Below are 12,523 nucleotides of genomic sequence, written 5' to 3' on the forward strand. Positions count from 1 at the left end.
TTTACCGTACCTTGAGCGTTACCAGTCCGATGAGCATCAACATCAGCGAAATAATCCAGAACCGCACGATGACTCGCGGCTCCGGCCACCCTTTCAGTTCATAGTGATGGTGGATAGGTGCCATGCGGAAAATCCGCTGGCCGCGCAGTTTGAAAGAACCGACCTGCAAAATAACGGACAGCGTTTCCACCACGAAAACCCCGCCCATAATCACCAGCAAAAACTCCTGACGCAGCAGCACAGCGATAGTGCCCAATGCGCCGCCCAACGCCAGTGAACCAACATCACCCATGAAGACTTGCGCAGGGTAAGTGTTAAACCACAAAAACCCGAGACCCGCGCCGACAATCGCGGTACATACCACCACCAGTTCACTGGCATACCGGATATACGGAATGTGCAGATAGCTGGCGAAATTCATGTTACCGGTCGCCCAGGCCACCAACGCAAAACCCACCGCCACAAACACCGTCGGCATGATAGCCAGCCCATCCAGACCGTCAGTGAGGTTAACCGCGTTGCTGGTGCCGACAATCACGAAATAGGCCAGCACGATATACATCAGGCCCAACTGTGGCATTACGTCTTTGAAGAACGGCACCACCAGTTGTGTTGCCGGGGTATCTTTACCAATCGCATACATGGAAAACGCGACGACCAACGCCAGCACCGATTGCCAGAAATACTTCCAGCGGGCAATCAGCCCACGGGTGTCTTTACGCACCACTTTGCGATAGTCATCTACAAACCCGACGATGCCGTATCCCACCAGCACCAGCAGTACGCACCAGACATAGGGGTTAGCCAAATTGACCCACAACAACACCGAAATAATGATCGATGCGAGGATCATCACGCCGCCCATGGTCGGGGTACCCCGCTTGCTAAAATGAGATTCCGGCCCTTCGTTACGCACTACCTGACCGATTTGCAGGCGTTGCAGCCAGGCAATCAGGTGCGGCCCCATCCACAGGGAAATAATTAATGCCGTCAGCAGGCTGACAATGGCCCGAAACGTCAGATACGAAAAGACGTTGAAGCCGGAATAAAACTTGACCAGATATTCGGCCAGCCAAACTAACATGTAGCATTCTCCTGTAATGCGTGTACTACCTGTTCCATCGCAGCACTGCGTGAACCTTTAATTAAGACGGTAATGGTATTATGTTGTGTTACCAGCGCACGCAAACGCTCAATCAACGCCGTTTTATTATCAAAATGCTCGCCAGTGCCGCTCGCTTCACCAATCAACGCACTCAGCGTTCCCACACTCAGCACCTTATCAATATTCGCGTTGCGGGCCGCTTCACCTACCTGGCGATGACATGCCTGGGCGTCCTGACCCAACTCCGCCATATCGCCGACCACCAGCACCCGATAGCCGGGCATCTCCGCCAGCACCTGCGCGGCGGCCGTCATTGAACCGACATTGGCGTTGTAGCTGTCGTCCAGCAGCAACTTCCCGGGGGCCAGCGCAATGGGGAACAAGCGCCCAGACACCGCCTGTAACTGCTCCAGACCCGCTTTCACCGCCGCAAGCGATGCCCCGACCGCCAACGCCAGCGCCGTTGCAGCCAGCGCGTTGGCGATATTGTGGCGCCCCGGTAACGGTAGCGTCACAGCGATATCGCCCATCGGCGTGTGCAATACGACATCCGTACCCCGTTCGCTGACACGGATATCACTGGCGTAAAAATCAACCCCAGCGCATCCCTGTGGGGAAAAGCGCCACAGTGTTTTCCCTGTCAGCACATTCTGCCAGCGAGCTTCGTCGTGACTGTCCGCATTGACGATCGCCACGCCCTGCGAAGGCAAACCGCCAAAAATTTCACCTTTGGCCTGAGCCACCCCTTCCAGCGAACCAAAGCCTTCCAGATGCGCAGCAGCCAGGTTATTCACCAATGCCGCCTCCGGTCGTACCATCGCCGTGGTGTAGGCGATTTCACCGATATGGTTGGCACCCAATTCGATCACCGCGTAGTCATGCTCTGGCGTCAGGCGAAACAGCGTCAACGGCACACCGATGTCATTGTTGAAGTTACCGGCGGTGTAGAGCACATTGCCGCACTGGCGCAGAATCGATGCGGCCATTTCCTTAACAGACGTTTTTCCCGATGACCCTGTCAGCGCCACGACGCGCGCACGACTTTGCTGGCGCACCCAACTGGCCATGACGCCCAACGCCAAACGCGTATCTTCTACCACCAATTGCGGCACATTGATTGGTAAGTGCTTACTCACCAATAATGCTGCTGCCCCATTATTAACGGCATCCGCCGCGTAATCATGAGCATCAAATTTTTCGCCACGTAACGCGATGAATAAACACCCGGCGCTAAGTTTGCGGGTATCGGTGGACACGTCGCTAATAGTCAGGTTTTCACCCACCAGACGGGCACCCAGTACATCAGCCAGCTGTTGCAATGAAACGCTGATCATACGATAACCCCCAGCAAACGTGCGACCGTAATGCGATCCGAATAATCCAATCGCTCATTTCCTACCAGTTGGTAATCTTCATGCCCTTTACCGGCGACCAGTACCACATCATCGGCCGCCGCCTGCATCACCGCACTGGTAACAGCTTCCGCTCGCCCGGCAATCACCTGCACCCGACCTGCATCCAGCAGCCCACTCAAAATATCCGTCACGATCGCCTGCGGGTCTTCGCTACGCGGGTTGTCATCAGTCACAATCACCCGATCTGCCAGTTGTTCTGCAATCGCCCCCATTAGTGGGCGCTTACCTCTATCACGATCGCCGCCACATCCGAAGACGCACCATAACGTTCCCCGGCAGTGCAAACGCGCCGCTGCCAGTGCTTTCTCCAACGCATCCGGGGTATGGGCATAATCCACCACAACCGTCGGACGTCCACTGGCAAGAAAAACTTCCATTCTACCGCAAACAGGCTGCAACGCAGAACCGGCCTCCACCAGTTGCTCCAGCGGATACCCTAACGACAGCAGCGTCGCCAGGGCCAGCAACAGGTTACTGACGTTGAACTCTCCCATCAGACGGCTATTGATGGAACCTGCGCCCCAACTGGAATCAAACTGCACCGTAAAACCGCTGTCGTGATAATCGATGTGGGTGGCTTTCAGCCAATGTGCACGGGCGCTATCGACACTGCCCGCGACACTCACCGCCACGGCGTCTGGCAGGCGGCTTAACCAACGACGCCCGACCTCATCGTCAGCGTTAATGATTTTCTGACCGACCTGATGCTCGGCGAACAACCGCCACTTGGCGGCCTCATAATTCGCCATGTCGCCGTGGTAATCGAGGTGGTCGCGGCTCAGGTTGGTAAAGACAGCGGCCGCAAACGACAAGGCTTCAACCCGATGCTGCACCAGCCCATGCGAAGACACTTCCATGGCAGCAAAATCCGCCCCTTGATCCACCAGTTGGCTCAGAATCTGCTGTACATCCACCGCCGAACCGGTGGTGTTTTCTGATGGCACTACATGCCCCAGCAACCCATTCCCTACCGTGCCCATGACCGCACTGGTTTTGCCCAATGCCTGGCTCCATTGCGCCAGCAACTGGGTCGTCGTCGTTTTACCGTTAGTCCCGGTGACGCCAATCAGTTGCAACGCGGTCGATGGCTGGCGGTAGAAGCGCCCCGCCAGCGCCGACAACCGCGGGTTGAGGTGCGCCAGATAAATCACCGGTACGCCGTGCATTTCAGTCAGGGTACCATCGGGCGTAGCGTCATCCGCCTGCGCGACAACCGCCGCGACACCCTGCGCAATGGCCTGCGGAATATAGTGCCGCCCATCCGTCTTGTGACCGACCACTGCCACAAACAGATCCCCGGCAGCCGCCACGCGGCTGTCTAATGTCATTTCCCGCAGCGCGCGCTCCGGGGCGTCTTTCACCCACGGAGTCAGGACATCGCGCAAGTTACGATCTGTCACCTGAACCCTCTTTTCTGTTGATTACAAACTCACTTTTCTCACCGGTCGCCAACGCATCCGGCTCGATATTCATGGTGCGCAGCACGCCGCCCATGATCGCGCCAAATACCGGTGCCGACACCGCACCACCGTAGTATTTCCCCGCCTGAGGGTCGTTAATCACCACCACCAGCGCAAAGCGCGGATTACTGGCTGGTGCCACCCCAGCGGTATAAGCGATGTATTTGTTGATGTACTTGCCATCCGGGCCGACCTTTTTCGCCGTACCGGTTTTAATCGCGATGCGGTAGCCTTTTACTGCGGCCTTGGTACCACCGCCACCGGGCAGCGCGACACTTTCCATCATGTGCACCACAGTACGGACAATCTGTTCAGAGAACACACGCTCTCCGGGTACCGGCGGGTCGACCCTGGTAATCGAAAGCGGGCGGTAGATACCGAAACTACCGATGGTCGCGTAGACACGCGCCAGTTGCAGCGGCGTGACCATCAGGCCATAGCCAAACGAGAAAGTGGCGCGTTCAATATCCGACCAGCGCTGACGATTCGGGTACAGCCCCAGACTTTCGCCCACCAACCCCAGGTTGGTGGCTTTACCCAATCCAAAGCGAGAGTAAGTATCCACTAACGCAGAAGCTGGCATCGCCAATGCAAGGTGTGAGACGCCAACGTTACTGGATTTCTGCAATACCCCAGTCAGCGTCAGTTCGCTGTAACGCGCCACGTCCTTGATTTCATGGCCGTTGATGTAATACGGCATCGTGTTGAGTACCGCGTTTTCCTTGACCACATTACGCTGTAGCGCCGTCATCACCACCATAGGTTTTACGGTGGAGCCAGGTTCAAAAATGTCGGTGATGGCACGGTTACGAATGACGTCGGTTGGCGTGCCGCTCAGGTTGTTCGGGTTGTAAGAAGGGCTGTTGGCCATAGCCAGTACTTCACCGGTGTTCACATCCACCAGTACGGCAGTGCCTGACTCAGCTTTATTGAACGCCACGGCGTTATTCAGTTCGCGGTATACCAGTGCCTGCAGGCGCTCATCGATACTGAGCATCAGGTTGTGTGCCGCCTGACTCTCCACCGAAGAAATATCTTCAATGACCCGCCCAAAGCGGTCTTTGCGCACAGTCCGCTCACCGGGGAGGCCGGTCAGCCAGCGATCAAAACTTTTCTCAATCCCTTCAATACCCTGACCATCAATATTGGTAAAACCGATCAGGTGCGACGTCACCTGTCCGGAAGGGTAATAACGGCGAGACTCCTGACGCAGGTTGATGCCTGGCAATTTTAGCTTGTGGATATACTCGCCGATCGCCGGGTTTACCTGACGGGCAAGATAGACAAAACGGCCGTTCGGGTTGGCGTTCACTTTCGTGGCTATCTGATCGAGCGGGATTTCCAGCGCATCCGCCAGCGCCTTCCAGCGCGTATCCAGCGAGATACCGCCATGATCATTCACGTCTTTCGGATCGGCCCAGACCGCATTGACCGGTACGCTCACCGCCAGCGGACGGCCTGCACGATCGCTGATCATACCGCGAGCGGTGGGAATCTCTTGTACGCGCAGGGAACGCATATCCCCTTCACGCACCAACTTATCAGGCGCGATCACCTGCAAGTATGCCGCGCGCAACATCAACCCCAACATGCACAACAAAATACCGCCGCAAAGCAACGCAAAACGCCAGCTGACAAAGCTGGCATGTTCTTCCTGACGTTTCACTTTTCCTGGTCGCGCTGCTCTCATAATTTAGGCGATACCTGCTAATTCATTGTTGTTTAACCACAATATTTTCCTGTGAAGGATCAACGTGCACCATATGCAGTTTCTCAGTAGCGATCTGCTCGACACGGCTGTGATCGCCCAGGGCATTCTCTTCCAAAATCAGGTTGCGCCACTCGATATCCAGCGCATCGCGCTCCAGCAACAACCGCTCACGCTCTGCCGTCAACAGACGTGTACGATGTGCGGTGGTGACCACCATGATGGCGGACACCAAGACCGCTATCAGCAACAACAGCGGCAACTTGCCATGACGCAACAGGTCATCACCGATAACGCCGCCCAGCGAATGGCGCTCATTCCCGATCACGACGGCAGCCTCTCGGCAAAGCGCAATACCGAGCTGCGCGCACGCGGATTTTCTGCCACTTCGTCATCAGGCGGCATCATTTTGCCGATTGACTTGAGCGTCTGGCCGCCTTGACTACGCAGTTGTTCTTCCGTCAACGGCAAACCGGCTGGCACCTGCGGCCCCCGGCTATGCTGACGGATAAAACGTTTCACAATACGGTCTTCCAGCGAATGGAAGCTGATCACCGACAAACGCCCTTCGGGAGCCAGTACTTTCAATGCCCCGTCCAACGCCCGCTCGATCTCTTCCAGCTCACTGTTGATATAAATGCGAATAGCCTGAAATGACCGGGTCGCCGGATGTTTGTGCTTTTCCCGAATCGGACTGGCAGCGGCAATCAACTCCGCCAACGCTTTGGTTCGGGTCAATGGGTCGATGCGGTTACGCTCCACAATCGCGCGGGCGATACGCTTGGCAAAACGCTCTTCGCCGAACGTTTTCAGTACCCAGGCGATGTCATCCGCCTCCGCCTTCATCAGCCATTCGGCGGCGGACTGGCCTCGCGTGGGGTCCATACGCATATCCAGCGGCCCATCACGCATAAACGAGAATCCTCGCTCCGGGTCATCAAGCTGAGGGGAAGACACCCCCAAATCCAGCAAAATACCGTCGATTTTGCCGGTCAGCCCACGTTCATCGACGTAATCAGCCAGTTCGGAAAAAGGTCCGTGGATAATAGAAAAGCGAGCGTCATCAATGGTATTAGCAACAGCAACCGCCTGAGGATCGCGATCGATAGCTAACAAACGACCTTCCGGCCCAAGCTGGGACAGAATAAGACGGGAATGGCCACCCCGGCCAAACGTACCGTCGATGTAGATACCGTTGCTGCGAATGTTCAGGCCGTTGACGGCCTCATCCAGCAACACGGTGGTGTGCTTAAACGTTTCTGCCATGACTATAGTGATAAGTCCCGCAGCCGCTCAGACAAGGGCTCCTGAGTTGACTGCTCTGCGTCAATATCTTCCTTGACTTGTCGATACCAGGTCTGTTCATCCCACAGTTCAAACTTGTTGAACTGCCCAACCAGCATCACTTCTTTCGTAAGACCCGCATGCTGACGTAGCGTCGAGGCAATCAATATCCTTCCGGCATTGTCCATCTGGCATTCGCTGGCATGCCCGAGTAGCAGGCGCTGAACACGACGCTCAGCGGGGTTCATACTCGACAGGCGAGAAAGTTTCTGTTCGATAATTTCCCATTCAGGTAGCAGGTAAAGCAGCAGGCAGGGCTGATGCAGGTCGATGGTGCATACCATCTGACCTTGAGCTTCCTCGTTCAGTAAGTCCCGGTAACGGGTAGGAACGGCAAGCCGCCCTTTACTGTCGAGATTGACCAGCGTCGCCCCACGAAACATGACAGTATTTAGTCCTTCATGACCCTTTTTACCACTTTGCCCCACAAATCCCCACTATTGAGAGTTTACGGAGGGGATGAAAACCTTGTCAAGCCAGCACGGATGCGCCCAGGCATTATTTCCTGCCAGGTCAGAGTGTGAAAAAACAGTTCAAAAACCACCACGAAAAAATAATGCGGATTAACGCTGTGATTATTTAAGGAAAATTAATGGCTTTCAGCGAGGGGGCTAAAGATATAGGATTTTTCTTTCGGTGCAATATTATTTTGACTATTACCGTTCGATAGCTATTTCTTAAATATTCTAACGATGTCGAAATATTTTTACAGGCTGATTTTTAAGCATTTTTGGAAATAATTATTCCTGCCAGCAAAAATCATGGCTAAAAAAATGGAACTATCACCTCTGGGATCGCATTTTTTTGACCTGAAACACACTGATGGCCACTTCAACTCAGGTTATCTATTCATGCCTGAAACATTAACCTGCTGTCTTACCTTTACCAGACAGAATAACTGGCTTTATTTCCAGTACCATTCACATTCACTTGCACTTTACTGTTCAGCAACGTTTCCGTTGCAATCTTTCTCTCTTTCGACTCCTTGCTTCCCCCACCGCCACCAATATTTATAACTATTTGTTTTATATTAAATTAATCATATCAATCACGATAAACGAATGAAAAAGACGATTTGCAACCATAAAGTTGCGCCCCTGAACAAAAAACGACCGAAAATAAGTTTTTTAAGCTAGTTAAAAAATAATAAATAGTTATATAAACTACAAAAAAACCAATAAAGCAAAATGAAACACCAATAAAACACGCCACAAGCAACGTTATTATCCTTCACCAAGGAGCCCTACGATATGTTTTTCTTCATTTCCCGCATGCGTGGCATCATCGCCGATACGGTGGCCATGGTGGTGTATTGCTTCCTGACTGGTATGGCAATCGAAATCGTATTGTCAGGAATGACCTTCGAGCAGTCACTCTCCTCCCGATTACTGTCGATTCCGGTCAATATCGTGATTGCCTGGCCTTATGGGCTTTATCGGGACTGGATTGTTGCACTGGCGCAACGTCTGAACGCCAATTCGCGCTGGGGGAAAAATATGGCGGACCTGTTTGCCTACGTCAGTTTTCAGTCGCCAGTTTATGTCGCTATTCTGTTAACGATTGGTGCAGAACCATCACAAATTCTGAAAGCTGTCGCCAGCAATGCGGTAATCTCGATGGTGATGGGGGTGGCGTACGGTTATTTTCTGGAATATTGTCGTCGTCTGTTTCGGGTTGATGTTTCTTCTCGTGCGCAAATTGCTGGCCATTAATTCTGAACAATTAACAGCCATATCAATATACCTGTCATACTTCACGTTACAGGTATGTTGGCGGCATTCCTGAATGCTCGAATTATTTTGGGCACAAAGATAAAAATAAGAATTATCTCATGCGGCGCGGAGTGAAAAATGACTCCCGCTCCGCATGATGTCGATCAATGACGGCTCAAAAAACCACGACGATAGAGATTCCGGCGAATACGGTATAAACCCGGCTTCGGCTTACGCGGCTCATCCAGACTGGCCAGTACCAGTTCCAGTACGCGCTCAGCCACTTCACGATGACGCTGCGCCACCGCCAGCACCTGGCACTCAAGGAAATCCAGCAATTCATTATCACCGAATGTGGCGATAGCCAGATTGTTCGGCAAACGGCCACTCTGCCTGAGCGTTATGTCCATCACGCCCTGCAACAACGGAAACGAGGTGGTAAACAGCGCCTGCGGCATGGGGTGGGTCTTCAGGTATTCTTCAAACACTGCCGCCGCTGCACTACGCTCATAGCTGTTGGCATAGATATAATTCACCTGGCGCGGATCCTCTGCGAAGGCACGTCTGAATCCTTGCTCACGCAAAAAACTCACCGACAGTTCCGGCAGTGCACCCAGGTACATAACCGATTCAGCAGGCACCTTACGCAGCTCTTGCGCCAGCATCTCAGCATCTTCCATGTCTGCGCCGACCACACTGGTAAAATGCTCACGATCCAGCGCGCGATCGAGGGCGATGACCGGCAGAGGATCGTTGGCCCAGCGCTGATAAAACGGGTGCTCCGGCGGCAGCGCCGTCGACACGATGATGGCATCCACCTGACGTTGCAACAGATGTTCAATGCAACGCATCTCATTATCGGGTTGATCCTCGGAACAGGCGATCAGCAACTGATAACCACGCTGCCGGGCCTGACGCTCCAGATAATTGGCGATACGGGTGTAACTGGTGTTTTCCAGATCAGGAATGACCAGCCCGATAGAACGGGTACGCCCGGCACGCAAACCAGCTGCGACGGCGTTCGGATGGTAGTTATGCTCCCTGACCACCGCCATCACTTTCTCAACGGTCTTATCGCTGACACGATATTGTTTCGCTTTACCGTTAATCACATAACTGGCCGTTGTACGCGAAACCCCAGCAAGACGCGCGATTTCATCCAGTTTCACTGGCAACCCCTTAATAAGCCGGACAAAAAACAAAGAATGGAAAGATAACCATGCATTAACCGTGGATATGATACCGATCTAAACGCAGAAAACACTGACGGGCAACCGCTTTTATTATTTACAGCAATCAGGATCAAAAAAGCCCGGCTTCATGGCCGGGCTCAATAATACCACCAGAAAAGCAGGTATTGCCGTATGAAAATCAGCAAATCGTCAAACAATCGACGACATTTCAGCACTGCGTCAGCGCATAACGCGATCTCCGCGCGATACGCCTACAACGCCAGAACGCGCCACTTCAACAATTTCAGCCACTTCGCGCACGCTGTTAAGAAACGCATCCAGCTTCTCGCTGGTCCCCGCCAGTTGCACGGTATACAGCGATGCCGTGACATCGACAATCTGCCCGCGGAAGATTTCCGCACTGCGTTTGACCTCTTCGCGGCCATAACCGGTGGCCTGCAATTTCACCAGCATCAGTTCACGCTCAACGTACGCGCCCTGACCCAGTTCGCTAACCCGCAGCACGTCCACCAGTTTATGCAGTTGCTTTTCAATCTGCTCCAGCACTTTCTCGTCACCCACGGTCTGGATGGTCATCCGCGACAAGGTAGGGTCGTCCGTCGGGGCGACGGTCAGGCTTTCAATGTTGTAACCGCGTTGAGAAAACAGGCCAATCACGCGCGACAGAGCACCCGATTCGTTCTCCAGCAATACCGACAAAATACGACGCATGATCAGGTCCTCTCCGTTTTGCTTAGCCACATCTCATCCATCCCGCCACCGCGGATCTGCATCGGATAGACATGCTCGCTGCTGTCTACCCGCACATCCACAAACACCAGCCGATTTTTCTGTTCCAGCGCCGCTTTCAACTTCGGCTCCAGCTCATCCGGGGTATCGATGGTGATGCCGACATGGCCGTAGGCTTCCGCCAGCTTGACGAAGTCTGGCAGGGATTCCATGTAAGAACTGGAGTGACGGCCGGAGTAGATCATGTCCTGCCACTGTTTCACCATACCGAGGAAGCGGTTATTCAGGCTCACCACCACAATCGGCAGGTCATATTGCAGTGCGGTAGACAGCTCCTGAATATTCATCTGGATACTGCCGTCACCGGTCACGCAGATAACCGTTTCTTCTGGCAATGCCAGCTTGATACCCAGCGCGGCAGGCAAACCGAAGCCCATTGTCCCCAGGCCGCCGGAATTGACCCAACGACGCGGCTGGTCAAACGGATAATACAGCGCAGCGAACATTTGATGCTGCCCCACATCGGATGCCACGTAAGCCTTGCCTTGTGTCAGGCGATGCAGCGTTTCGATAACCGCCTGTGGTTTGATGGCGTCACCATCGGTGTTGTATTTCAGGCACTGACGGGAACGCCACTGCTCGATACGCAGCCACCAGTCACGCATCGCGTCAAATTTCTGCTGAACCTCACCACCTTGCGTCAGCAGCTCCAGCATCAGGCTTAACACCTGACGTGCATCGCCGACGATCGGAATATCCGCCGCCACCGTTTTAGAGATGGACGCCGGGTCGATATCGATGTGCAAAATGGTGGCGTTCGGGCAGTACTTCGCAAGATTATTGGTGGTTCTGTCGTCAAAACGAACCCCAACAGCGAAGATAACATCAGCGTTATGCATCGCCATGTTGGCTTCGTAGGTACCGTGCATGCCAAGCATACCGAGACTCTGACGATGGGTGCCCGGGAAACCGCCCAGCCCCATCAACGAGCTTGCCACTGGCAGGTTGAGTTTTTCCGCCAGTTCGCGCAGTTCCTGATGGCAATTGGCGTTGACAACGCCGCCACCGCTGTAAATGACCGGGCGCTCGGCGGCCAGCAATGTTTGCAGCGCGCGTTTGATTTGGCCTTTGTGCCCCTGCACCGTCGGGTTATAAGAGCGCAGACTGACCTGATCAGGATAGGCATACGGCAGCTTTTTCGCCGGATTAAGAATATCTTTTGGCAAATCCACCACCACCGGTCCTGGACGCCCCGTCGACGCCAGATAGAAGGCTTTTTTCAGCACGGTGGGAATGTCTTCGGTCTGCTTAACCAGATAACTGTGCTTCACCACCGGGCGGGAAATCCCCACCATGTCGCATTCCTGAAAGGCGTCATACCCGATAAGTGACGTCGCCACCTGGCCGGAAATCACCACCAGCGGAATGGAATCCATGTACGCGGTGGCAATACCGGTAATGGCATTGGTTGCGCCCGGCCCCGAGGTCACGAGCACGACGCCGACTTCACCCGTCGCTCTGGCGTAGCCGTCTGCCATATGTACTGCGCCCTGCTCGTGGCGCACCAGAATGTGTTCTATACCGCCAACGGTGTGCAGCGCATCGTAAATATCCAGCACCGCACCGCCCGGATAGCCGAACACATGTTTTACGCCCTGATCGATCAACGATCGAATCACCATCTCGGCGCCTGACAACATCTCCATGGGTTTGCCTCTTATTGTTCAGATAGCGAGTTGCTTCTGCATTGACAGGGGAACCCCCCGCGCTCATTAGACGATACACGGTGAATGAAACAACAGCGTGCGAGCTTGCGCCACACGCCTGCGCTTTCACAGTATATCGCCCGGGTTTTTA

Annotated in this window: 11 protein-coding genes; 1 reads left to right on the forward strand and 10 read right to left on the reverse strand. The window is 54.0% G+C overall.

Features of this window, described 5'->3' with window-relative positions:
- Position 1 precedes the first annotated feature (1 nt).
- From mraY to mraZ, 7 genes are read right to left on the reverse strand one after another with little or no spacing between them, the layout of a single operon-like run.
- Complete coding sequence (gene mraY / locus FAZ14_RS06340; RefSeq protein ID WP_016940600.1) at positions 2-1,084, reverse strand: phospho-N-acetylmuramoyl-pentapeptide-transferase; 1,083 nt, start codon at positions 1,082-1,084, stop codon at positions 2-4.
- Positions 1,078-2,439, reverse strand: coding sequence for a UDP-N-acetylmuramoyl-tripeptide--D-alanyl-D-alanine ligase (gene murF, locus FAZ14_RS06345; RefSeq protein ID WP_153508246.1), 1,362 nt, complete (start codon positions 2,437-2,439; stop codon positions 1,078-1,080). The genes mraY and murF overlap by 7 nt, the downstream gene beginning before the upstream one ends.
- Positions 2,436-3,920 carry a UDP-N-acetylmuramoyl-L-alanyl-D-glutamate--2,6-diaminopimelate ligase gene (gene murE / locus FAZ14_RS06350; RefSeq protein ID WP_016940602.1) on the reverse strand — a complete coding sequence of 495 codons (1,485 nt, stop codon included), beginning with the start codon at positions 3,918-3,920 and terminating at the stop codon, positions 2,436-2,438. The genes murF and murE overlap by 4 nt, the downstream gene beginning before the upstream one ends.
- Positions 3,907-5,670, reverse strand: a complete 1,764-nt coding sequence (locus FAZ14_RS06355; protein WP_016940603.1) for a peptidoglycan glycosyltransferase FtsI — start codon at positions 5,668-5,670, stop codon at positions 3,907-3,909. Before FAZ14_RS06355 ends, murE begins: the two co-directional genes overlap by 14 nt.
- A gap of 22 nt (positions 5,671-5,692) precedes the next feature.
- A complete protein-coding gene (gene ftsL / locus FAZ14_RS06360; RefSeq protein WP_012886170.1) occupies positions 5,693-6,016 on the reverse strand; it encodes a cell division protein FtsL in 324 nt (107 codons plus the stop codon).
- The gene (rsmH, locus tag FAZ14_RS06365; protein WP_019843383.1) at positions 6,013-6,954 is read right to left on the reverse strand and encodes a 16S rRNA (cytosine(1402)-N(4))-methyltransferase RsmH; all 942 of its coding nucleotides are present in this window, start codon (positions 6,952-6,954) and stop codon (positions 6,013-6,015) included. The genes ftsL and rsmH overlap by 4 nt, the downstream gene beginning before the upstream one ends.
- Positions 6,955-6,956: 2 nt before the next feature.
- A complete protein-coding gene (gene mraZ / locus FAZ14_RS06370) occupies positions 6,957-7,415 on the reverse strand; it encodes a division/cell wall cluster transcriptional repressor MraZ (protein ID WP_012886172.1) in 459 nt (152 codons plus the stop codon).
- 867 nt (positions 7,416-8,282) lie between these two features.
- On the opposite strand from mraZ, the gene FAZ14_RS06375 reads away from it, so the two are divergent.
- On the forward strand, positions 8,283-8,744 hold the full coding sequence (locus tag FAZ14_RS06375; RefSeq protein WP_153508247.1) for an L-alanine exporter AlaE: 462 nt from the start codon (positions 8,283-8,285) through the stop codon (positions 8,742-8,744).
- A gap of 164 nt (positions 8,745-8,908) precedes the next feature.
- Here the strand turns inward: FAZ14_RS06375 and cra are convergent, their stop codons facing one another.
- The 3 genes from cra to ilvI form a co-directional block, all read right to left on the reverse strand.
- Positions 8,909-9,913, reverse strand: a complete 1,005-nt coding sequence (gene cra, locus FAZ14_RS06380; RefSeq protein ID WP_016940606.1) for a catabolite repressor/activator — start codon at positions 9,911-9,913, stop codon at positions 8,909-8,911.
- 243 nt (positions 9,914-10,156) lie between these two features.
- Complete coding sequence (ilvN, locus tag FAZ14_RS06385; protein ID WP_016940607.1) at positions 10,157-10,648, reverse strand: acetolactate synthase small subunit; 492 nt, start codon at positions 10,646-10,648, stop codon at positions 10,157-10,159.
- A 2-nt stretch (positions 10,649-10,650) separates the two neighbouring features.
- The gene (ilvI, locus tag FAZ14_RS06390) at positions 10,651-12,372 is read right to left on the reverse strand and encodes an acetolactate synthase 3 large subunit (RefSeq protein WP_016940608.1); all 1,722 of its coding nucleotides are present in this window, start codon (positions 12,370-12,372) and stop codon (positions 10,651-10,653) included.
- Between the last annotated feature and the right edge of the window lie 151 nt (positions 12,373-12,523).

Origin of the sequence: Dickeya oryzae (genome assembly GCF_009372235.1) — a bacterium.
In the GTDB taxonomy this organism is placed as follows: Bacteria; Pseudomonadota; Gammaproteobacteria; order Enterobacterales; family Enterobacteriaceae; genus Dickeya; species Dickeya oryzae.